General features: G+C 60.2%; 22 protein-coding genes. 14 read left to right on the forward strand and 8 right to left on the reverse strand.

The window, feature by feature from the left end:
• Positions 1 to 685: 685 nt before the first annotated feature.
• The 4 genes from IGW04_RS10010 to IGW04_RS10025 form a co-directional block, all read right to left on the reverse strand.
• A complete protein-coding gene (locus tag IGW04_RS10010; protein WP_194712930.1) occupies positions 686 to 1,144 on the reverse strand; it encodes a single-stranded DNA-binding protein in 459 nt (152 codons plus the stop codon).
• A gap of 42 nt (positions 1,145 to 1,186) precedes the next feature.
• A complete protein-coding gene (locus IGW04_RS10015) occupies positions 1,187 to 1,693 on the reverse strand; it encodes a siphovirus Gp157 family protein (protein WP_194712931.1) in 507 nt (168 codons plus the stop codon).
• Positions 1,690 to 2,718 (reverse strand): ATP-binding protein, encoded by a 1,029-nt coding sequence (locus tag IGW04_RS10020; RefSeq protein WP_228526976.1) that lies wholly within the window; start codon positions 2,716 to 2,718, stop codon positions 1,690 to 1,692. The genes IGW04_RS10015 and IGW04_RS10020 overlap by 4 nt, the downstream gene beginning before the upstream one ends.
• A 106-nt stretch (positions 2,719 to 2,824) precedes the next feature.
• Positions 2,825 to 3,469, reverse strand: coding sequence for a hypothetical protein (locus tag IGW04_RS10025; RefSeq protein WP_194712932.1), 645 nt, complete (start codon positions 3,467 to 3,469; stop codon positions 2,825 to 2,827).
• 200 nt (positions 3,470 to 3,669) lie between these two features.
• Between IGW04_RS10025 and IGW04_RS10030 the strand changes: the two genes are divergently transcribed.
• The gene (locus tag IGW04_RS10030) at positions 3,670 to 4,083 is read left to right on the forward strand and encodes a hypothetical protein (protein ID WP_194712933.1); all 414 of its coding nucleotides are present in this window, start codon (positions 3,670 to 3,672) and stop codon (positions 4,081 to 4,083) included.
• Positions 4,084 to 4,750: 667 nt separating this feature from the next.
• Here IGW04_RS10030 and IGW04_RS10035 read toward each other — a convergent pair.
• Positions 4,751 to 5,677 carry an ornithine cyclodeaminase family protein gene (locus IGW04_RS10035; RefSeq protein ID WP_194712934.1) on the reverse strand — a complete coding sequence of 309 codons (927 nt, stop codon included), beginning with the start codon at positions 5,675 to 5,677 and terminating at the stop codon, positions 4,751 to 4,753.
• 14 nt (positions 5,678 to 5,691) lie between these two features.
• Positions 5,692 to 6,399 (reverse strand): GntR family transcriptional regulator, encoded by a 708-nt coding sequence (locus tag IGW04_RS10040; protein ID WP_194712935.1) that lies wholly within the window; start codon positions 6,397 to 6,399, stop codon positions 5,692 to 5,694.
• Between the two features lie 394 nt (positions 6,400 to 6,793).
• On the opposite strand from IGW04_RS10040, the gene IGW04_RS10045 reads away from it, so the two are divergent.
• The 10 genes from IGW04_RS10045 (at position 6,794) to IGW04_RS10090 (ending at position 15,454) form a co-directional block, all read left to right on the forward strand.
• On the forward strand, positions 6,794 to 8,326 hold the full coding sequence (locus IGW04_RS10045; protein ID WP_194712936.1) for a hypothetical protein: 1,533 nt from the start codon (positions 6,794 to 6,796) through the stop codon (positions 8,324 to 8,326).
• Positions 8,327 to 8,706: 380 nt separating this feature from the next.
• The gene (locus IGW04_RS10050) at positions 8,707 to 9,438 is read left to right on the forward strand and encodes a TenA family transcriptional regulator (protein ID WP_194712937.1); all 732 of its coding nucleotides are present in this window, start codon (positions 8,707 to 8,709) and stop codon (positions 9,436 to 9,438) included.
• 79 nt (positions 9,439 to 9,517) lie between these two features.
• Positions 9,518 to 10,969 (forward strand): aldehyde dehydrogenase family protein, encoded by a 1,452-nt coding sequence (locus IGW04_RS10055; RefSeq protein WP_194712938.1) that lies wholly within the window; start codon positions 9,518 to 9,520, stop codon positions 10,967 to 10,969.
• Positions 10,970 to 10,998: 29 nt separating this feature from the next.
• On the forward strand, positions 10,999 to 11,478 hold the full coding sequence (locus tag IGW04_RS10060; protein WP_194712939.1) for a GlcG/HbpS family heme-binding protein: 480 nt from the start codon (positions 10,999 to 11,001) through the stop codon (positions 11,476 to 11,478).
• Between the two features lie 38 nt (positions 11,479 to 11,516).
• Positions 11,517 to 12,536, forward strand: coding sequence for a 2Fe-2S iron-sulfur cluster-binding protein (locus IGW04_RS10065; protein ID WP_194712940.1), 1,020 nt, complete (start codon positions 11,517 to 11,519; stop codon positions 12,534 to 12,536).
• Between the two features lie 44 nt (positions 12,537 to 12,580).
• Complete coding sequence (locus IGW04_RS10070; RefSeq protein WP_194712941.1) at positions 12,581 to 12,922, forward strand: 2Fe-2S iron-sulfur cluster-binding protein; 342 nt, start codon at positions 12,581 to 12,583, stop codon at positions 12,920 to 12,922.
• Between the two features lie 18 nt (positions 12,923 to 12,940).
• Positions 12,941 to 13,237 (forward strand): ferredoxin, encoded by a 297-nt coding sequence (locus IGW04_RS10075; protein WP_194712942.1) that lies wholly within the window; start codon positions 12,941 to 12,943, stop codon positions 13,235 to 13,237.
• A gap of 31 nt (positions 13,238 to 13,268) precedes the next feature.
• Positions 13,269 to 13,568 (forward strand): 2Fe-2S iron-sulfur cluster-binding protein, encoded by a 300-nt coding sequence (locus IGW04_RS10080; protein ID WP_194712943.1) that lies wholly within the window; start codon positions 13,269 to 13,271, stop codon positions 13,566 to 13,568.
• Between the two features lie 34 nt (positions 13,569 to 13,602).
• On the forward strand, positions 13,603 to 14,343 hold the full coding sequence (locus IGW04_RS10085) for a sulfite exporter TauE/SafE family protein (RefSeq protein ID WP_194712944.1): 741 nt from the start codon (positions 13,603 to 13,605) through the stop codon (positions 14,341 to 14,343).
• 577 nt (positions 14,344 to 14,920) lie between these two features.
• A complete protein-coding gene (locus IGW04_RS10090; protein WP_194712945.1) occupies positions 14,921 to 15,454 on the forward strand; it encodes a hypothetical protein in 534 nt (177 codons plus the stop codon).
• Positions 15,455 to 15,716: 262 nt separating this feature from the next.
• On the opposite strand, the gene IGW04_RS10095 is transcribed toward IGW04_RS10090, so the two are convergent.
• Both IGW04_RS10095 and IGW04_RS10100 read right to left on the reverse strand, forming a co-directional pair.
• Entirely contained in the window at positions 15,717 to 16,394 is a 678-nt protein-coding gene (locus IGW04_RS10095) for a dienelactone hydrolase family protein (RefSeq protein WP_194712946.1), read from the reverse strand.
• 1 nt (position 16,395) lies between these two features.
• Positions 16,396 to 16,905, reverse strand: coding sequence for a c-type cytochrome (locus IGW04_RS10100; RefSeq protein ID WP_194712947.1), 510 nt, complete (start codon positions 16,903 to 16,905; stop codon positions 16,396 to 16,398).
• A gap of 838 nt (positions 16,906 to 17,743) precedes the next feature.
• Here IGW04_RS10100 and IGW04_RS10105 point away from each other — a divergent pair.
• From IGW04_RS10105 to rarD, 3 genes are all read left to right on the forward strand, one after another.
• Positions 17,744 to 18,520: an SDR family NAD(P)-dependent oxidoreductase gene (locus tag IGW04_RS10105; protein WP_194712948.1), complete on the forward strand. Its 777-nt coding sequence runs from the start codon at positions 17,744 to 17,746 to the stop codon at positions 18,518 to 18,520.
• A 1,149-nt stretch (positions 18,521 to 19,669) separates the two neighbouring features.
• Complete coding sequence (locus tag IGW04_RS10110; protein ID WP_194712949.1) at positions 19,670 to 21,352, forward strand: ShlB/FhaC/HecB family hemolysin secretion/activation protein; 1,683 nt, start codon at positions 19,670 to 19,672, stop codon at positions 21,350 to 21,352.
• A 265-nt stretch (positions 21,353 to 21,617) separates the two neighbouring features.
• The gene (gene rarD, locus IGW04_RS10115) at positions 21,618 to 22,529 is read left to right on the forward strand and encodes an EamA family transporter RarD (protein WP_323744839.1); all 912 of its coding nucleotides are present in this window, start codon (positions 21,618 to 21,620) and stop codon (positions 22,527 to 22,529) included.
• The last annotated feature ends 105 nt before the right edge of the window (positions 22,530 to 22,634 follow it).

Here is a 22,634-nt window from a genome sequence, read left to right on the forward strand (position 1 = left end):
AGGCGCTTTCGCGCGACAAAAGTCGCAAAAATCCACGCCTATTGCGGCGGCCTGTGAGATGGTGCAGCGTCAGAATAGACCCGTGCATAAGTTTCGATCTTTGTGCGCCATCAAATCTCTTATGTACGGTCAACCGACATGACGGCATCAAGCCCGGTGCAGGACAGCGCCCCGAGGATGGTGACATTGCGCCCGAAGTTCTTTGGCACGGCATCCGGTACGCACCCACCGTAGGGAGCGCGGCCGTACCGGGGGTGGTGGCGATGTTGCAGCCGGACTCGTCAACGAACTTCAGCCGTCGGCTAACGCATTTCCAGGCTGACTGGCATCCACCGGCCAAGCAGGATTGCCTTTGGAAGAGTCGCCCGAGGGTTAGTAGGGTGCAATACCCGAAGGGCATTGCACCGCGGTCGCATACCGCAAAGACCATTCCAGGAACCTTCCCTGGTTCACCATCGGTGGAATGCCCCTTCGGGGTATTCCACCATACAGCATCAGGGGTATGTGCAGGATGCAGGTTGCGCCGCGCCTAAACCTGCGGCATGAGGCTAGTCTGGCCAAATTCGCTCTAACGCCTTCCCAAATTTCGACTAAAAAAATTTTTACTTAATTTGGTCAACAAAGAAAAAAGCCCTGCGAGAACAGGGCTTTACAAGAAAGTTTAAAAAAATACCGTAGGTGTACTTCAGAACGGGATCGCGTCGTCTTCCAGTTCGAATTCCGACAGCGCCGGCTGGCTCGACTTGCGGGTGGTGCCAGTTGCCACTTCTGCGCCTGGCTTGCCGGCTTCATGCGACTCGTCGCCATGCGGCCGGCCGCCCAGCATGCGCAGGTCGTCGGCGATGATCTCGACCACGTAGCGCTCGACATCATCCTTGCCGGTCCACTTGCGGGTCTGCAGCCGGCCTTCGACATAGACCAGCGAACCCTTCTTCAGGTACTGTCCCGCGATCTCGGCCAGCTTGCGGTAGAGCACCACGCGATGCCACTCGGTGGCTTCCCGCTTTTCGCCGGTGGCCTTGTCCTTCCAGGTCTCGGTGGTGGCCAGCGTGAACTGGGCAACGCTGTCCCCGGCGGCGGTGGAGCGCGTCTCCGGGTCGCGTCCGAGATAGCCGATCAGGGTGACTTTGTTCAAGGTACTCATGCGATTCTCCTTCAGGGTGCGTAATGCGTGCTTGTTGACTGCTCAATGAATGTCGAGCCGCACGCGCTGTTCCGCGTGGGCGCCCGGCACCGTCATGCCGGCTTTCAGCGAGGCCGCGATCGCCTTCTTGTCCGGCGTCGGCGGCGGCGGTTCATGCCGCACCAGGAACTGCGGCGGCAATGCCTCCTCCTGGTCGATCACCACCAGCGGCGGGTTCCTGCGCACCGCCAGCGAGAACAGGGCGGTGGTCACCTTGTCCCGTCCCGCGGCCTGCATCACGTCCAGCGCCAGCCTGCGGCCGCGCTCGGCGGCGCGCAGCAGGCCCGCATGGCGGGCTTCCAGCGCGGCAATGGTTTGCTCCACGCCACGGGCGGCGGTTTCCACGTTGCGAACCATCTTGGCCAGGTTTTCCAGGCGCTCGTCGAGCGGGCCGGAGATGCTGTCGAGCGTGTCGGCGATCAGCCTGGGATCGTCATGCTGCTCGGCCAGGATCTCGGCCAGCCGCCGATACTGCGCGGCCAGCTCGAAGGCTTCGAACACCGGGTTCATGCTGCAATGCCCAGCTGTTCTTCGTTCTGGGCTTCCAGCCAGGCCTTGCGCTCGTTCTTCAGCGCGGTCAGGTCGGCCAGGGTCTCGTTGTCCGAGAGCGCGGTCGCCACCCGGTAGGCCGCGGAAAACGCCTTGAACAGGTCGTCCAGCGTGACGGCGCCGGAGAGGGCCTGGCGCATCTCGACCTTCTGTTCCTCCGACACGGTGCGCTTGACCGGCGCATCCACGCCCGCATCCAGCCAGGACAGCAGCTGGCGGCCGGTCTCCATGTCCGGCTTGAAGATCGAGCCGTCGAACAGGCGGGTACGGTCCTTGCCGGCAAAGGCCATGTGGTGCAGGTCCAGTTCCAGGAAGGTGGTGAACTCGTACTCGATGCCGTCGCGCATGATGGGCGCCAGGCCGATCTTGCGCACGGTCTGGCGACCGGTCCGCTCATCCTTTTCCTGCACGTACTCGGTCTTGGCGCGCATGGTTGCAATGATGTGGCACTTGCTCTGCAGGAGCGCTTCCACCAGCGCATTGTGCTCCGGCGTGACCTGCCGCCAGGCCTGCCAGCTGTTGCCCGACTTGTCGGCGATCTTGCCCTGCCGGTCGAGCGAACCGCCTTCGCCGGTCCAGGCATGGGTCAGGCTGTCGACGATGATGGTCTGCACGCCGGCATCTTCCAGCGCATGGATCGCCTCGACATAGCGGGCCGGGGTGTACGGCGGCGTCAGCTGCAGCACGTCGTAGCCTTCCGGCAGCAGGTCGGCATACAGGTCGCCGCTGCCGTGCTCGGTGTCGATCATGCCGATGCGTCCACCCAAGCCGCCGGCGATCAGCAGTGCGGAGTAGGTCTTGCCGCTGCCGGCCGGTCCGGACATGCCCAGACGGAGCTTGGCGCGGCGCTTTGTAGCACGATGAATTTCAAATCCAGCCATGATGACTCTCTTCCTTTCAGTTTGGGTTTCCTGCATCTGTTGCCGACGGCCGACTTCCTCGAACCACTGCATGCCGCCATCGTCACTACTGTCCTGCTCGTCCATGTCACCTCCCTTGCTGCCCCATTCGGCTTAAAGAGCGACTTAAAAGGTAGTTCAATAATTGATGCGGGCGCTTCATCGGGCCACGCTGCAGCCTCCTGTCCTTGCCTCAGTGCAGCTTGCGCGCGCGCGCCGGGGCGTCGTTCGCCGCCATCGGCAGCAGGTCGCCCGGCGGCAGCAGGGCGCTGGCCTGGGTCACCGTCAGCCGGCCCTTGCGCACCGCCTCCAGCACCGCCGCCTCGCGCGCCTTCACGTCGCTGCCCAGCGAGGGCATCCAGCGCACCGGCTCGCGCTTGATGCGCGCCTGCTGCACCGCCCTGGCATAGTTGTCGCCGAACACGGTGCGTGCGGCGCCGACGTCGCCGGCTTCCAGCAGCGGCAGCGCCAGGCCCCAGGCACGCGCCATTTCCTCTGTCCAGACGATGGATGCCGTCTCGTCACGCGGCAGCATGTCCCAGGCTTCCTCGGCGTCCGGCCGGCCGTCGGCGATGCGCACGACGATGTCCGACACCTTCAGCCGCCCCTGAACTTCCATCCGGCAGCGCGACAGCGCGCCCAGGATCGCGGTCTCGTCGAAGTCGGCCAGATCGCCCGCCAGTATCCTGGCGGCAGCCGCCGACAGCGTCTGGCCGCAGATTTCCGAGGTCACCAGTATCGCGTCCACCAGCACGCCCTGTGCTGCCTGGGCAGGCGGGCTGACTTCGAATGTGTCCGAATTGATCGGTTGGGAATAACGAACTCTCAGCTTTTTCATGGCACTCCAGGCTTAACCTTCCTCAGTGATCGGATGAATCTCGGCGGCTCTTGTGCCAGCACAAAAAACGCCTAAATTGGTTGCATTACAACAACGAAAAATCCGGGTTCCTCGGCTACACTAGGCGGCATTCGTGGCAACCATCCCGGACCGGGCGCCGCACGCCATTCGTGAAGAATCCATAGCGAGGGAGAACGTCGATGAACAGCAGCCAGATCAGGCACAAGAACTTCCACGCCCTGTTCACCGACTACATCGCCCGTCATCCCGACCAGCCGCAACGCGGCATGCTCAAGCAGTTCGCCCAGCAACTGGGCTTGTCCGACCGTTACCTCAGCCACATCAAGTGCCAGCGCAAGAACATCGGCAACAGCGTGGCCCGCGCGATCGAAACCGCGCTGAACCTGCCGCACGGCTGGATGGACCGGGAACACGACCGGCCCGCGCCCCCGGCCGATGAACGCGAACGACTGTTCCTCGACACGGCGCTGACGCTGTTCCGCGCCCAGCCCGACTATGCGCGCGAGCTGATGCTGGACCTGCTGCGCCAGCAACTGGCAGCGCCGCGCGCCAACCTGTCACCGGCCGCGCTCAACGACACGACGACGGCCTGACTGGCGGGAGCAAACGCCACAGCCACGGACGGTTATTCAGGCAGCATCAAGGCAGAGCTGCCGCAGTAATTAATTAAGGAAATTCCGGCATGTTCCTGCCGGTCAGTGATTGCGAAATAGGCTGTATATAAACACAGTGCCCATGTTAACTAAATCTGCGACCAATTGCAATACCTTTCCGGTAGTTTTTGCTGAAAAATTCAGCAGAAAGTCACAAGGTTGAAGATTGGAAGAAAATCATAAAGCACTGTTTCTAAATAAAAATAAAATGTCGCGCAGTGCTTTTCGTCTCCATCGGAGATGAGGTTGCAGAGCTGGTTTTTCAAGGGGTTTCAAGCGTGACCAAAAGGTGTTGAAACGCGGGTGGAAACTGCTGTTCGGTCCGCTTTGACGTTAAGGCAACAAGCAGAGGATTGCCGGCATTCATGTTGTCGTAGCATTAATCTCGCGATGCCAGCCTGCATCCTCCCTTAATCCGGATCGGCTTGACTGTTGAGCTTTAATCCGGCAACCGTGGAGGCCAACAACTGCAGGCGAGAGCGGAGTGGCGCTTTCCCGGAGAGCAGCAGCCCGTCCGGTCCCATGGCATCGGCTGTTCGCAGGCGGCGTTTGGCGCTCCGCTACACTGCAGCGCCGTGCATAAAGTACACAAACGGGGAAGAATGTTCTATGCCGCTGCGCCGGCCGCCATGATGCGCTGATAAGCCAGCCCCGCCAGCGCCACATCCTGCAATCCCACGCCCACTGCCTTGTAGATCAGGATGTCATCCGCATCGCGGCGTACTGTTACCTTGCCGGCCACCAGGTCGCCGAGTTCATGGATGCTGCCGGCATCCACTGCGCCTTCCGCTGCCCGCACCAGGTCGCCGGCCTCGCGCAGGGTCTGTGTGCGCCACTCGACCACGACTGCCGCGGCCCGCGACAGGGCTGCGTCATCCAGTTCACGGGTGTGGGGCAGGCTCGAACCCACGGCAGCGATGAATGTGCCAGGCTTGAGCCAGTCGCCGGAAAACAGCGGCTCGGTTGACCGTGACGCGGTCACCACGATGTCAGCCTCGCGCACCAGCTGCTCAGGCTCCGCAGTCGTCACCTCCACGTTGCATAACGCCTGCAGGCGCTCGGCCAGCCCGACGGGCGCATACGGATCGCACACCAGGATGCGCCGCAGCGGGAAAGCCAGCGCGAACTGCTGCGCATGCTGGATGCCCTGCACGCCGGCGCCGAACAGGCCCAGCACGGACGACTCGGGCCGTGCCATCTGGCGCGCGGCCAGCACCGAGCAGGCGGCAGTGCGCAAGCGGGTGATCGTGCCGGCATCGAACGACGCCAGCGGCCGGCCAGTCTCGGTGGAGAACAGCAAAATCACGAACTGGAATTGTCCCTTGATGGTGGTATAGACCTTGGCGCCGGTCACGCCTTGCGCGGGAATTACCGCGCCCAGCGTCGACAGCTTGACGCCGCCCGCTTCGGTACGGATGCGCTCCTGCATCGCGGCTTCTCCGGCGGCGAAGCTGGCGAACGCATCGCGCATGGCGGCTTCGGCATCGGCAGCCGTCACGTGGCTGTCTATCATGTCATCGGTGATATGGATCAAGGGACTTCCTTTCGTCAGGTGGAGGGGCTTGGTGCGGCTGGCGGCCTCAGCGAGGCGTTGGCGGCGTTATGCACATGCTGGGCGGCGAGCAGGGCGGCCAGTTCGGCATTGCCGGCAATGACCGCCTGCAGGATCTGGGCATGCTCTTCCCAGTTCTGCCGGGCGCGCTGCGCGCCCGCACTGGCAAACAGCATCACGGTGCGGGTGCGCAGCGAGCGCACCATGTCGGTCAGCACATCGTTGCCGGCCACGGTGGCCAGCAGTTCATGAAACCGGTTGTTCAGGTCGGCCAGCAACTCGACCTTGTCGGTCCTGGCGGCTTCGATGCCCATGTTCAGCACCGCCTGCAGGTCGGCGACCGCCTTGTCGTTGCGGCGCTGCGCGGCCAGCTTGGCATTCAGGCCTTCCAGCGTGGCCCGCACCTCGACCAGGTCGCGCGCAACCTCATTGGAGAGGAAGGCCACCGAAGCGCCGCGGCGCGGCTCGATGGTCACCAGCCCTTCGGAGGCCAGCGCGCGCAGCGCCTCGCGCACCGGAATGCGCGAGGCGCCCAGCTCGTCGGCCAGCTTGCCCTCTACCAGGCGGTCGCCCGTCTTGAGGTCGCCGCTGAGAATGCGGGCGCGCAGCGTGTCGCGGATGACCTCTCCCAGCGATACATGCTGGTCGGCCAGCTTGACTGGCGGGTGCCGCGGCTCGGAAGTGCTGAATGGAAAGTTGGACATGAGATTGCTTACAGGAATGGGATACGGAACATTGTATGCCAGCCGCCCCTGCGGAGGGCTGCATTGCACCAAAGCCGGCACGTCGCGCTCCTTTGATGCATGTTCCGTCGGCAAACGCGCGTGGCGGCTAGTGTCGTCCTCCGCCATGCAGCTCAAATAACGATATATTGTATACCGTATTGGCGCGCAGACCCTTCTTCTGATCCTTAACTGGCAGACTTGGCGCGATATTGCCGTCTCCTCAGCAATGGGAACGCTTCTTGCTCAGCTGTGCAGTGCCAGCTGCCTCGCTTTTCTTCGAACTTGCTTGTTGCCGGTCCAGATTAAACGGTATACAGTGTACCAAGTTGGAAGGAGACAGTTTTATCTATAACTATTCAATTGGGATGACGCAATGCAAAATGCCATTACCCTTACCGCTGCCCACTGGTTTTATCTGGCAGGGGTTGCCGCCGTCGTAGTCACCATGATTTTCCGGGCCAATGTGGTCGTGCCTTCGGTCATTGCCACATTCTTCGTCGTCCTTGCGCTATCGGGCAGCATGATCAGCGCCCTGGGCGGTATTTTCACCGCCAGCCTGGTTGCCGCCAAGGAGCTTTTCAATATTTTCCTCGTCATCGCCTTCATGACCGCGCTGCTCAACGCGCTCAAGACCATACAGTCCGACGTGCGCATGGTGGAGCCGTTCCGGCTGGTGATGAAGAACGGCCATGTCGCCTACTTCATGCTGGCCGGGATCACCTATGTGATTTCGCTGTTTTTCTGGCCGACGCCGGCCGTGCCGCTGGTGTCGGCGATCCTGCTGCCGGCAGCGATCGCCGCCGGCCTGCCGCCGCTGGCGGGCGCGATGGCCATCGCCATCGCCGGGCAGGGCATGGCGCTGTCGTCGGATTACGTGATCGGGGTCGCGCCCGGCATCAGCGCCAAGGCGGCCGGGGCAGGGGTAAGCGCCGCGCTGGTGGCCGACCGCGCACTGATGCTGTCGCTGATCACCGGCGTGATCGCGCTGGGCCTGGGCTATCTGATGACACGCAAGAATTTCAAATCGGCCAGCCCCTTGCACCTGGAAAAATGGCAGGCGACCGCCGCCAACGGCACGGCGGACCTGGGCGGCCCCGGCACCTTTGAAAAGGCCGAGATCGCCCATGGCACCGAGCGCGCGCCTCTTGCCACCGAGTCCGACATCGACGCGCTGCTGATGCTGCAGAGCCAGCGTCGCAACCGCTGGTCCAAGATCTTCGCCGTGGTGACGCCGCTTGCCTTCCTGGCAGTAGTGCTGGTGATGGTACTGCCGAAGATGGGCACCGGGCTGCCCGACCTCAAGGGCGGCGACGCGGCCGCGCTGGTGGGCGGCGTGGCGGCATTGCTGATGATGCTGGTGACACTGGTGTCGGTCGGCCCGCGCCGCATGCTGGACGTGTGTCCAGACCATGTGACCGACGGCCTGGTGTTCGCTTTCAAGGCCATGGGCTCGGTGCTGCCGATTGCAGGCTTCTTCTTCCTGGGCGCCAGCGAAACCGCGGCCCAGGTCCTGGGCGTAACGGCCGACAAGGCGCCCAGCCTGCTGTTTGAACTGGTCCAGGCCGGCAAGGATTTCATTCCCGATAGCCGTATCTTCGTCGCATTCGGCGTGCTGCTGGTAGGCATGATCACCGGCATCGACGGGTCGGGATTCTCCGGCCTGCCGCTGACGGGCGCGCTGTCCGGTGCATTGGGTCCGGTGGTCGGCCTCAATCCCGCCACCCTCGCCGCGGTCGGCCAGATGGGCGCGGTATGGACCGGTGGCGGCACCCTGATCGCCTGGTCGTCGCTGATTGCGGTAGCCGGCTTCGCAAGGGTGCCGGTGCTGGAGGCGGTGCGCATGTTGATGCTGCCGGTGCTGATCGGGCTGGCAGTAGCGACGCTAGCGTCCACCATGATCTGGTAAGTCGCCACAGGCGTGCATGGCGGCGATGGTATCCCGCGCCATGCTGCCGCGTCGGCCGGGCTGAAAGCCTGGTGGAAGTGGTCAGGAGACGGCCCCGCCCGGCGCAGATGCCAAACGCCAGCATGGCGGAAGCGCCGCGGGAACTGGGCCGGCAGCGCCCGCTTCTGCAGCACCGGGCAGCGGCCGAATCGCAATCCAGACAACTGTAAAAAAACCGCAATACGGCGTAGACAAACAAAAACAACGGTATACAATATACTGGAATGCTGAAAAACACGGTGAAGCCCGCCAAGGTAATCCGCAGGCCAAGCTGAAAACGATGTTCAAGCGCAGCGCAGCACCGGCGCTTTAATTACCCCAACCTTGAATCGGAGACAACCATGACTGCATTAATGAACCGGGATGAATTTCGCACTGCGCTGGAGAACGCGATCAAGGGCCGCAGCGCCAACACCTCGCCGTTCAGCCTGGCCTGGGCCAATGGCACCCTGACCCGCGAGCACCTGGCGCGCTGGGCGGAAAACCATTACCACTATGTCGGCCCGTTCGCCGACTATCTCGGTTATCTCTATGCCCGCATGCCGGAGCGCTACACCGAAGCCAAGGACTTCCTGCTGGCAAACATGTACGAGGAAGAAATCGGCGGCGACCGCCACACCGACCTGCTGATCCGCTTCGCCGAAGCCTGCGGCACCACCCGCGAGCGCGTGGTCGACCCGGACAACATGTCGCCCACCACGCTGGGCCTGCAGAGCTGGTGCTATGCCGTTGCCATGCGCGAAGATCCGATCGTCGCCGTGGCCGGCCTGGTGGTCGGCCTGGAATCCCAGGTGCCGTCGATCTACCGCAAGCAGACGCCGACGCTGCGCGAGAAATACGGCTTCACCGACGAGGAAGTCGAATTCTTCGACCTGCATATTTCGTCCGACGAAATTCACGGCGAGCGCGGCTACCAGATCGTGCTGGAGCATGCCAACACGGTCGAACTGCAGCAGCGCTGCCTGAAGATCTGCGAACTGGGCGCCCGCATGCGCCTGCTCTACACCACCGCGCTGTATCACGACTATGTCGAGCAGCGCGGCGAAGCCCCGGCCCTGGCCAATGCGGCCTGAGTCAAGCGGGCAGGGTAACGCCGCATCCGATGCGATGCGGTGCTCCCGCAGTTCAGCACCAATTCAAGAAGGCCATGCAATGAGCAATCCACAGCAGTTTTCCAATTACATCGATGGTGAATGGGCCGCGAGCGTGACCGGCCGCACCTTCGAGAACCGCAACCCGGCCGACAGCAGCGACCTGGTCGGCCTGTTCCAGGCTTCCAGCGCCGACGATGCGCGCCAGGCCGTCAGGGCCGCCGCCGCCGCCTTCGACGGCTGGAAGAAAACCCCGATTTCCAAACGCGCCGCCATCCTCAACAGCGCCGCCGCCTACCTGGAGCAGAATGCCCAGCGCTTCGCCGAGGAACTGACCCGCGAGGAAGGCAAGGCGCTGGCCCTGGCCAAGGACGAGGTGCTGCGTTCGGCGCAGACGCTGCGCTTCTATGCGGTCGAAGGCCAGTCCTTCAGCGGCGAGACCTATCCGCAGGACGATGCCGACATGATCGTCTACAGCCAGCGCGAGCCGCTGGGCGTGGTCACCGTCATCGCGCCGTGGAATTTCCCGATCTCCATCCCGGCCCGTAAGATTGCGCCGGCGCTGATCACCGGCAACACCGTGGTATTCAAGCCGTCCAGCGAAGCGCCGCTGTCGGGCCTGCGCCTGGCCGAGGCGCTGGTGCAGGCCGGCATCCCGAAAGGCGTGCTGAACTTCATCACCGGCCGCGCCGGCGACATTGGCGCCGCCATCACCGAGGCGCCGGAAGTGCGCGCCATTTCCTTCACCGGCTCCACCGTGGCCGGGCAGCATATCCACCGCTCGGTGGGCATGACCACCCGCACCCAGATGGAACTGGGCGGCAAGAACCCGCTGATCGTGATGGAAGACGCCGACCTCGACCGTGCCGTCGACCTCGTGGTCAAGGGCGGGCTGTCGCTGTCGGGCCAGGCCTGCACCGGCACCAGCCGCATCCTGGTGATGGCCCAGGTCAAGGCGCAGTTCACCGAGAAGCTGCTGGCGAAGGTGAAGTCGATGAAAGTCGGCAGCGGCGCATCGGGCGCCGAGATCGGCCCGCTGGCCAGCGAGAAGCAGATGGAAAACGTGCTGTCCTACGTGGCCATAGGCAAGCGGGAAGCCACCCATTTGATCGGCGGCGAGCGCCTGCAGGACGGCGACTTCGCCCGCGGCTATTACGTCGCGCCGGCGGTGTTCACCGACGTCACCCAGCAGATGCGCATCGCCCGCGAGGAAATCTTCGGCCCGGTGCTGGCCATCATCGAAGTCGACAGCTATGAGGACGCGATCGCCAAGGCCAATGACACCGAGTACGGCCTGTCGGCGGCGATCGTCACCAGCAATCCGCGCTACAGCCACCGCTTCCCGCATGACATCCAGGCCGGCACGGTGAAGATCAACCGCACCACCACCGGCAACCTGATCAATGCGCCGTTCGGCGGGCTGAAGTCGTCGAGCACCTCGACCTTCCGCGAGTCCGGACGCGCCGGGCTGGAGTTCTATACACAGATCAAGACGGTCTATCGCGGCGCCTGAGCGCCGCCAACAAGCAAAAGGGAATACACATGAAGCAGGCAATCAAGCTGGAATTGCGCGAAGCGCGCCTGATGATCGCGGCGGCCATCGAAAAGGCGCGCCAGATCAAGGTGCTGGAAACCATCTGCGTGGTGGACGACGGCGGCTATCCGATCGCGATGGACCGCATGGACGGCGCCCGCATCACCGGCCCGCAGATCGCATGGAACAAGGCCTTCACGGCGGCCGGCCACAAGCGCTCCACCCATCTGTTCAACACCGCGCCCAACGGCCCGGCGCTGCCCGGCAATGAAGCCTTCGGCATCCAGTGGAGCTTCGACGGCAAGTTCGCGGTGTTCGTCGGCGGCTTCCCGGTGGTGGTCAATGGCGAAGTCATCGGCGGCGTGGGCCTGAGCGGCGGCAACGGCGAGCAGGATACCGCCTGCGGCCTGGCGGCATTGCAGGCGCTGAAGGACGCGCTGGCCGGCGAGGGCTATGACGTGATGGTCGAGGCGGACATCAAGAAATAAGGCAGTCCCGGCCTGGCCGGGAACGGATGGAGTGGACGATGGCATACCAGGTAATTCTGTTCAACACGGACAGCAGCTTCACGGTGCAGGACGACGAGTCGGTGCTGGACGGCGCACTCCGCGCCGGCGTGCCGCTGGCGCATGACTGCCGCATGGGCGGCTGCGGCACCTGCCGCGTGAAGCTGCTCGACGGCACGGTGTCGTATGAGGACGAACCTTTTGGCCTGAGTCCGGAAGAAGCGGCCGAAGGCTATGCGCTGGCTTGCCAGGCGAGGCCGCAAAGCGACCTGGTGATCCAACCGGGCGCGTCGGCCGCCATGCCGGAACCGGAGCGCCGCAGCGCCGTGGTGCGCGAGGTGCGCAGCCTGTGCGACAGCGTCCGGCACCTGCTGCTGGAAGTCGAAGGCGATGCGCCGCCGGTGTTCCTGGCCGGGCAGTACATGAATGTGCATCTGGAAGACGGCAGCGCCCGCAGCTTTTCAATGGCGTCCGCCCCGAATGGCAGGCTGATCGACTTCCATGTGCGGCGCATTCCGGGCGGCAGCTTCACCGACCGCCGCCTGGCGCAATTGCGTGCCGGCGACCGGGTTGACATCACGCTGCCGCTGGGCGGCTTCCACTACCGCAGCGCGGACTACCGGCCGCTGATCATGGTCGCCACCGGCACCGGCCTGGCGCCGATCCGCAGCATCCTGCAGTCGCTGATGGACGACCCGGACTGCCCGCCGGTCACGCTGTACTGGGGCATGCGCAACGAGGCCGACCTGTACCTGGACGCCGAAATCCGGGCCTGGGGCGAGAAGCTGTATGACTTCCGCTATGTGCCTGTGCTGTCGCGCCCCGAACCCGGCTGGACCGGCCGCACGGGCCATGTGCAGCAGGCGGTGGTGCAGGACCATGGCAGCCTGGAAGAGCATGCGCTCTACCTGTGCGGCGCGCCGGCCATGGTGCGCGACGCAAAGCAGCTGTTCATGGCCAACGGTGCCAGTGCCGACCATATCTATGCCGACAGCTTCAGCTTTGCCCACGAGTTGCCGGGCGAGCCGCTGGGTGCCTGAGCCTGGCTTCACAAACCAAAGATCAACCAGACGCGGACATCGTCATGCCGAAAATCCTGTTGCACAAGAACGGCCAGGTCCACGAGGGCGAGGTGAAGGAAAACACCAACCTCGTGGTGCGGGCCGGCATCAAGCAGTTTCCCTACCCGAACCTCTCCTACAGCTGCGGCATGGGCAAGTGCGCCAGGTGCGCCTGCATCGTGCTGGCCGGCGGCGAGCATTTGCCGGCGCCGAACTGGAAGGAGAAGAAGCAGCTTGGCGACCGGCTCGACCAGGGCTACCGCCTGGCCTGCCAGCTCTGGATCAGCCATGACATCGAGCTGAGCCAGGACAACATCGATCCGGAGCTGGCAGCGCGCAGCGACGGCCTCACACGCACCGTCTGACCGCGAGGAGCCAGCGCCATGTACATCATCCTGACCAGCAAGCCCGGACAATACCGCACCGAGCCTGCGCAAGGCATGCGGCCGGTGGAACAGTACGACTACCTGTTGTGCGGCAAGAAAAGGGCGGAATTCGTGCTCGCTGAAATGACTGCCGAAGGCAAGGTCAGGATCACCGAGGAAGGCGAGGGCGGCGTGGTCAATCACGTGCCCTCCAAGTTCCTGCCGCGTTTTGCCACTATCGAGCAGGCGCGCAGCGAACTGAAGCATCTTGCGGGCTTCGGCACGCTGGAAATCGAACTGGTGCGTGTCGCCTGACAAGGCGGCGCCCACATCCTGGAATACCGACATGATCGAAGTCACATTCATCACCAATGACAACAAGGTCGCCACCGCGCCCGACAACAGCAACCTGCTGCGGGTATCGCTGCGCGAACAGGGCGGCATTCCATTCCTGTGCGGCGGCGGCAAGTGCGGCACCTGCAAGTGCCGCATCGAGAAGGGCATCGAATATACGGACCAGGTCAAGGACAAGGAACGCAAGCACCTGACCCAGGAAGACCTGGACCAGGGCTACCGCATGGCCTGCCAGACCTTCGTGCTGGAAGGCAGCATCAGCGTGTCCTGGGTGCCGAAGAAGAAGGCATGAGTCCGCATCCCCGCGCAGCCTGCCTGCGGATGCCATGCTGATCACGCCCGTCACCCTGTCCGTGATCGGCATGGCCTTCATGCTGGCCGGCATGGTCAAGGGCATCATCGGCATGGGCTTGCCGACGGTTGCCATGAGCGTGCTCGGCCTGCTGATGGGTACGCCGGAAGCGGTTGCCCTGCTGGCGCTGCCGACCCTCGTCACCAACACCTGGCAACTGCTGGGCGGCCCCGGCCTGGGCCGGCTTCTGCGCCGCTTCGCGCCCTTGCTCGCCACGCTGATGGTCGGGGGGTTTCTCGGTTCCACCATACTTGCGGATGGCAGCTTCGCGGGCGGCATATTGGGCGCCGTACTGGCTGTGTATGGCGCCTTCGGCCTGCTGGCGCCGCAGTTCCATGTGCCGCCGCGGCTGGAGCGGCCGCTGGCGCCGGTGGTGGGCCTGTTGTCCGGGCTGCTGTACGGCTCCACCGGACTGGCGGTGATCCCGCTGATTCCCTACATGGGCTCGCTGAAGCTGGACAAGGAAGAACTGATCCAGGCATTCGGCCTGGCCTTCAGCGCCTGCGCGATCGGCCTGACCCTCGGCCTGATGATGGGCGGCCGGATGCAGATGTCGGTCACATGGACATCGCTGCTGGCGCTGTTGCCGGCGATGGCCGGCATGATCCTTGGCCAGCGCATCCGCCACCGCATGCAGCCGGAAACCTTCCGCCGCTTCTTCCTTATCTGGATGCTGGTCATCGGCAGCTACATGCTGGTCAAGGCGGTGCGGTGAAGGCTGCCGGGGAGGGCGGCAGCGCATGGCCGGGAGTGGTCGCATGAAGTGGCCCAGCCGTGCCGCGAACACTTCTTCATGATCTCTTCCGCGCTCTGAAAACAGGCCAGACCTGATTCGAGGGCCTTCCTGGCGGCATTCTGCAGCCTGCTGCTGCATTCCTGATAGGTTTTCCAGGCGCGGTCGTGTGCGCACTGGAAGTTCGCCTCCAGCACAGGCCGGGATCGGCCTTTCTGCTCATTGGGCGCATTGATGGCCTTGAATGCCAGTGTATAGTCGCAGACGATTGCGGCGGTCTGCCCTTTCCCGCAACGCATGCTTAAGCGGTCGCGTCACCAGCTCGGCATCGTTCCGCAATTTCGGGTACGGCGACACAGGGAGCGCGTCGATCCGCGCCGTGGTCTCCGGATGGACAAAAGTCGCATCATTTCAATGAGAACGGGAAAGTGATTTCTTGCAAGATGTGCATCTATCCCGGGTGACAGGCGTTAAAATCACAGCGTTAACACATGGCCTGTCATTGCGAATGCGATTCTGCATTCCAATGGAGCAATCACCACTAAAAGGAAATATTGCGATGTCCAACGCACGAAAAGTCTTTCTGTCAGCCGGGGTACTGGGCGCCTTAGGTTGGCTGGCTTCTGGTGCCTTGAACTTCAAGCGGGACAACGATGAATTGCCGGTCGAGCCAATAGCAGTGAATCTGACGCCTGAATTGGCGCGCCTGATCGAATTCTCAGGCAAGGTAGCGGCCGCCATCGGCGTATGCAGCGCTTATGCGCTCAGGTCAGACAATGGCGACCGGCCCATGCAGCGTGAGGACCTGATGTGGTTGTCAGATGCGCTGCACCGTTTGCAGGCGCTGGGCGCCTATATTGGCCACGGATCGGCAGACCAGATTGTCCATGCCTGTGATGGCCTGATCGCTACTTATCAGGAGTACCGGGCGAAGGACACGAAGTCGCATAAAGCGCGCGAATGTTTCGAGCGTCATGCGCAGCGGTTTTCCGTGGAGGATGGCATTGCCATTTTCACCGCCATCCGGAACAAGGTGCTGCCACTGTCGATGCCAGCCAAAGAGGCCGACGCAGCCGAGGCGGGTCCGGTTTGATGAATCCGAACGGCTGAAACGACTCCTTCAAGAATTCAGAAGCGTTTGACCATGACCAGCGGCGCGGCGGCGGCAATAAATGTGAGGTTCGGGGCTGTGACACACGCAGTCCAGGCTGGGCGTCCAGAAGCGAGTGAAAGTTGGAAAGGCAAATATTCTCGAGTCCCCCTTTTTCAAAATCAGAATACTTGTAATTTACGTTATGTAAAATGAAGTATGTCGGCGCCATCGGCAGGCTTCCCGCCTCTCCCGCCGAGGTCATTCATTGAATGGGCCCACAGCGCTGCTTCGCAGATTGCCGAAAATGGATTTCGAACCAACTCGCTGCAAGCATTGCCACTTCATCCAGCGTGCCTGGTTCCTCAAAAAGATGAGTAGCTCCCGGAATGATTGCAAGCCGCTTTTCACCGGACAAGAATTCATAAGCGGTCTCATTCAACTCAATCACTCCATGATCGTCACCTCCGATGATCAGCAGACATGGCGCCCTTACGGCCGCAAGTATTTTCTGACCCGCAAGATCAGGTCTTCCGCCGCGTGAGACCAGCGCAGTGATTTCCTGTGGGTGCCTTGCGGCAACTCGGAGCGCTGCCGCTGCGCCGGTGCTGGCACCGAACAGGCCCAGCGGCAGCATCCTGGCGAAATCTTGAGCCATTAGCCACGTAACGGCGGCGTCGAGACGCTGCGTCAGCAAATCGATGTCGAATCTGGTCTGATAATGCCGATCCTCATCGACGGTCAACAGATCAATCAGCAGCGTGCCAAGTCCGGCTTGCCGGAGAAAAGTTGCGACATGGTTATTGCGCACGCTCAGCCTGCTGCTGCCGCTCCCATGTGCAAACAACACCAGTCCAATTGCGTGGGCAGGAATTTCAAGCATGCCTTCCACCTGCAGTGCATCGACCGGGATGTGTACCAGCAGATTCAAGGGGGCGTTCATTCTAGTACTCGGTTGAAAAGCCTTGAAATAAGGCAACAGTACCCTGCTCTTTGCCTGTACGGCGCCGACGATCGAACAGCGAGATTGTCTTGTCTTTCGGCGGATCAGGAAACTGATAATAGAGCTGATTCAAATACTGGCTCACTGCTTCAACGTCTTCCTCGCTCCATGTTAGGCCGGTATTGCGTTCCCACCGGCGCACCTGCGCACGAAGCGACGGCCAGTCCTTTGCAAGACGCTGGTCCCGCCAATGTACCTGTGTCGTGTGACAGGCAACGCAGTGATTCTGATAAAGCATTTCTCCTCGCCCTTCTTCAAAAGGTGCGGCCTCGACGTCAGCAAGAGGTACTGCGAGCAAAAGGGCCAAAATGACCACGCCGTGGTTTCTCGCAAGTTCGCGAAAGTAAAATCGCCGGGCAGACGCAAATGCTGCAGCGACAGGCCTGCTTGGCCTGTACAACCGTGATCTTGCTGTCACATCGACATTTCGTACCACAGTTAAAGAGGCCATCACGACTCCCGGTTAAAGACAAGTTTCCCAAGACCGTCTCACGGCACGGCCATGGCGCTCTTTGGCGGACGGGACCGCGCACATAGTCCGAGTATTTCAGCAAGCCGGTGCGACGCCACCAAAAAGATTTTTCAGACGCACTATCATGACCGTTATGGCGATTGGTTTATACGACGCTATCCTGGATTAAGGAGCAGTCCCCGGCGAGCACAACGAATCTTCGATAACGCCAGAGGAGCCATAAGCGCAATGTTTCATTGGCGGAAATTCATGCGTCTTCCCACCTGAGTTGATACGGCACTGCATGGGTAGGAGCTTGGAAACTGATTTATCGCCGGTAACGCGATGGATATACGTTTGCATCTCCGACCTTCAGCCGCATGGCCCTGTTTCGAATACCAGCAAAGCAGACCTCCTTATCTAATCTAAGCAGCTCAGGCAACGAGACTTTGCGATTCCTCAGTTTTCCTGGCCCGACCCCAACGCAGGCAGACGAGAGCATGAAAGGATGCAAAAACGCCATCGAGCGGATATCCGAATTAACGCCAAACGACGTTTGTCTGCTGCGCCGGGCTCCATAAAATGTCATTGCTTTTCCTGCCAAGCATATATAGAGATTGCAGTAATGAATGCATGTTCGCTTAATGCATGTAACCAAAAAAAAAATCAAGGGTATCAGAGTTGCAAACCCTTTGCCGTTAATACGGAAAATGGTTTGGATGTTAATTGTTGAAATGTCCGTCCATCAGAAGTTAGAAGCTTCATAATGCTTTGCTGATGATCGGACACATTCCCATCCGACCACCATTCTTAGCGTTTTCGACAGGAGGAGAAAAAAGTGGAAAAGAAAGTTGCTGTAATTACAGGTTCGTCATCGGGTATCGGCGCCGCTACTGCCCGCCTCTTCGCACGTCATGGCTACAATGTAGTTATTAATTTTGCGCGGAATGCAAATGCAGCTGAGAGCGTTGCTATGGACTGCAGAGAGTATGGCGTCGAAGCATTAGTCATTCAGGCTGACATCGCCGAGGATGCGCAATGCAGAGCGCTGGCAGATGCAGTGAATCAGCAATGGGGGCGCGCAGACGCATTGGTGAACAATGCGGGTACGACAAAGTTTGTAGCCGCGAATAATCTCGAAGGGCTTTCGGCGCAAGACTTCCACGATATCTATTCGGTTAACGTCATAGGCGCTTACCAGATGATCCGGGCCTTTGTGCCTTTACTGAAGAAATCGCCTGGCGCAGGAATCGTTAATATCTCATCAGTCGCATCGGTGATGGGGGTGGGCTCCAGCTTGGCCTATATGGCCTCGAAGGGCGCGCTTAATGCCATGACATTTGGCTTAGCAAGGTCGCTGGCCCCGGAGATAAGAGTCAACGCAATAGGCCCAGGCATGGTCGAAACGCCGTGGCTTCAGAACGGTTTAGGTCAAGAGCAATTTGAAGCAAGGCAGCGGGCTTATGAGTCAGCGACACCGCTGGCGAGCACGATTGAGCCTGAAGATGTAGCCGAGGCAGCTTACTGGCTGTGCACCGGCGCACTCAAAACTACCGGAGAATTCATGCTGGTCGACAGCGGATTTGCCCGTTTCAGCAAGCTTCCGCGCGGTTGAATCTGAGCCCACGGCGGGCAAGGTACTCTTTCCCAGGATGAGCCACTGCCTATAAAGAAAAGTGAAAAAATGGAATGGCTCATCTCGCACAGCGGCTTTTCGATAGTTGCATATCTAGTAGTGGCATAAAATCAATACTGCTATGAATTCCGGGAGCGTGCCTCGCTGCCTGCAGTCGTATACGCTACGGCATCGATCGAGTGGCATTACGATTCGCCGCCGTAGCTGCACTCATCGACAGAGGCAATAGCCGAGCTGTCGAACTGGCCTACTTCTCAGTACAACAAAAACCCGCGGGTTCGTGGTGTGTTTTGAGGTTGCCATATCACAACATTTGTATTGTCGTATTCAAAACACTTCAGCATCGATTGCCTGCGTCCGTGCAAACAAGGACGAATTTCATAAGCGTGAAACCGCTGGTAATCCGCTTATACGGCTTTCTGTCGCACTGAATCTCAGGCACGACGGGCTGGGAGGAAGCAAATTAAATCACGCGAAAGACACGTCTTGCAGGTTAAGCACTTTTGGGCTAGCAACCCTGCCCGATTGCTGACTCAAAAGAATTTATGACGAGTGACGACGGTCAGACATCTCCATGTCCGTGCAGGCGTGGCTGAAGTTCTTTCGCGTCTAACGATCCTGGCAATGCAGAACCGCCTCTTGTGCTCATTGCCGGTCACCATGTTTTGTTTGCCCAGCCTAACTCCAACTTCACTTTCGTAAAGTTGCCAAAAATACACGCCAGGAAAAGCATGAACAATCCCGGACAAAAGTTTATTGGTTGAAATAAGTTGTCCGATCGGAACTAGCAAAGGCTTTTTTTCACTTAGCAGTCGTTACTTCTGATTCAAGAAAAATACTACTTTTCATAAACGGCTTTTGTATTTAACGACGTTACCTGTGCCTATGACTCTTAAGCGGAATCCTGCAGCTTTTGTGAGGAACGTGGTTGATGGCTCGCGCTTAATACTTCCAAGAAAAGGTTTGGAGAGCTTAATAATATTGCATTAATACATTACTTAAAAGCTCCAGAAACTAGGATCCCCACAGTCTTGCAACCAAGATTTAAAAAAGTTCTCTGGCATCCCAGCCACAACTGAAGTCAGGGGTCCAGCAGAGATAAAGACCTCATTACTCTTAAGAACAATAATGGCCAAATCCTTTCGTTATTACAGAGCGTTTATCCTGACTTCCCTTTCCCTGGCACTTGCCCATGTAACTGCCTCTCTGGCGCAGTCGGTCCCTGACGCTGGTCAGATCATGCGCGAGTTGAGGCAGACAAGTCCCGGCGGGTCGAAGTCATTATCTCCGGCGAACCCTACGGAGAGGCCGGAAGAAGGCCCTGGTAACGATGTTCGAATCACAGTGACCAGGTTCGATATTGAAGGCAATACTTCCATTTCAAGCGATGATCTGCAGGACGTCCTGACAGATCAACTCGGGCGGCAGCTCAGCCTTTCAGATCTGAAATCCGCAGCTTCCCGGCTTACCGCACTCTATCGAGAACGTGGCTTCCTGGTCGCGCGTGCTTATCTTCCCGTTCAGGATGTACAGGGCGGCAAAATTAAAATATTGATCCTTGAGGGCAATATTGCGCAGCTCCAGCTGCGCAATACGTCTTCCTTGTCCGACGAACGGGCCCAGGCATTTTTGAATCAGGCCGTGGCCGGCAATGTGATCCGCTCCGACCCAATCGATCGTGCCCTGCTGTTGTTGAATGATGTGCCGGGAATAGGTGCCGTGCGCGCGACACTGCAACCCGGCTCCTCGGTGGGCACCTCCGATCTGGTGGTGGATGTCGAGCCTGGCCCACGGGTCACAGGCAGCGTCGGCCTGGATAATTACGGCAGCCGTTATACCGGGGAAAAACGGCTGTCCGGCGCTTTTTATATCAACAATCTGGTTGGCATAGGAGACCAGACAGTTGTCAGCGGATTGCTTAGCGACCGTAAGCTTGGATACGGAAGAGTGGGTTACTCCGTTCCTGTTGGTGGAAACGGCTTGCGCGTGGGCACCTTTGTTTCTTCGACCAAGTACGAACTGGCGCGTGAGTTTGCCGTGCTGGATGCACATGGTACGGCCAAAAACGTAAGCATTTATGCAACCTACCCTCTAGTGCGCAGCCAGCGGGCAAATCTGACGACTTCAGTCAGCCTAGAATCGAGACGCTTGAACGACCGAATTGATGCAATCGGCGCGACAAATGACAAGAAAGCAAGGGTATTTGGCTTGGGGCTGAGCGGCTCCTATCGCGATGATCTCGGAGGTGGCGGCCTCAGCAATTTCGATGTCTCCACCAACTTCGGCAAACTGACAATCGAATCTCCAGTAGCCCTGGCAATCGATGATATATCTGCCAAAACTAACGGCGCATATAAAAAGGTATTTATCACCGGAAACCGGCTGCAACGGATTTCCGACAATGACTCCCTATGGCTGGCACTTAGTGCCCAGTGGGCAAGCAAGAACCTGGACTCCTCTGAGAAGTTTGTACTTGGCGGGGCAAACGGTGTTCGTGCGTACCCACAAGGTGAAGGCATTGGTGACCAGGGGTATCTGGCATCAGTCGAATATCGCCACAATTTTAGCGAGGCCTTGCAGGCGGCGCTGTTTTACGACACAGGCTCCGTGTCGATCAATCGCGAAGTATTTGATTCGGCATCGTCCAACAAGCGCACCTTGAGTGGCATGGGACTGGGTTTCAATGCTGTCCTCGGCGGCGCCGATCTGAGGGCGTCGCTCGCGTGGCGCAGCGGTGGCGAGCCTCTCTCAGTGCCGGTCGGGACCAGCAAGTCGCCGACATTATGGCTACGCGCTAACAAGCCTTTCTGAAAACGCTGTGAACCATGCGGGCCGCTGGAGCGCTGAACAATGCTGTCCAGCGCGCTCCAGGCAGTTCATGCGGACACCAAAGTTATTCACTCACGTTATCAATCTGGCTGCATCTGGCGAAGCGGCGGCTTTCCACGCTGGATCAGCACAAGCGTCGATAAACGAGGCTCAACGATTTTTCTCAAGGAACAATTCCTTGCCTAAGCAGCAAAACGCTGGAAGTCGCGTCGCTTTCCGTTTATAACGTGGCATCGCCGGCGGCGCTGTGCCGCTGGTGAACGCTGCGAAAGGGATTGCGTTGCACATTGGCGTCTTGCTATCCGTAACAGCCTCGGTGCTGTTTGCGGTCATGTATTTCTACACCACACGCTTGAGTCCGCTGACAGGAGAGGAAATCTTCGGATGGCGGATGCTGCTGACTTTTCCGTTCGCCACTCTGCTGATGTGGCGATTCGGCGATTGGCCGCTTGCGGCAGGGATGTTCCGAAAGATGCTCACGGCGCCACGCATGCTGCTTGTTCTGCTTGCTACCTCATCGCTGCTGGCGATACAGATCTGGCTCTTCATGTGGGCACCGCTACATGGGCGCGCACTTCAGGTCTCGCTCGGTTATTTCCTGTTGCCGTTGACGATGGTGCTGTCGGGCTGGGTCTGCTATGGCGAACGGCCGTCGGGCCTGGAAAGAGCGGCGATTGTCTTTGCCGCGGCGGGCGTAGGCAACGAGCTGTATCAGGTCGGCAGCCTGTCATGGGAAACGATGCTGGTGGCGCTGGGCTATCCGGCGTATTTCCTGCTGCGCAAAAAACATGGCATGGCGCACCTGACCGGTCTCTGGTTCGAAATGGGTCTGATGATGCCGGTGGCCGCATGGTTCGTCCTGCAACGGCCAGACGTCCTGGCCACGTTTCAACACCGCCCTACCCTGCTTCTGATGATTCCTGTGCTCGGCCTGATCAGCGCTGCGGCACTGGCCTGTTACATCGTGTCGAGCCGCTATCTGACACTGACGCTTTTCGGCCTGCTTGGATACGTGGAGCCGGTGCTGCTTGTATGTGTTGCGCTGGTACTTGGAGAGAGTATCGCGCCGCAGCAGTGGCCGACATATATGTCGATCTGGGCCGCGGTCGTGATGCTGGCCACAGGCGGCCTGCGGCACGCGCTGGCCGGGCGACGCTAGCGTTGGCTCCATTGAAAAAGGCTTCCATCAGGAAGCCTTTGCCTTGGCCCTTGCAGCAACGGGCTGGATCAGCAGGATGAGGGAACGCGTCTCATCCTGCCATGC

Source organism: Noviherbaspirillum soli (assembly GCF_015352955.1).
In the GTDB taxonomy this organism is placed as follows: domain Bacteria; phylum Pseudomonadota; class Gammaproteobacteria; order Burkholderiales; family Burkholderiaceae_D; genus Noviherbaspirillum_A; species Noviherbaspirillum_A soli.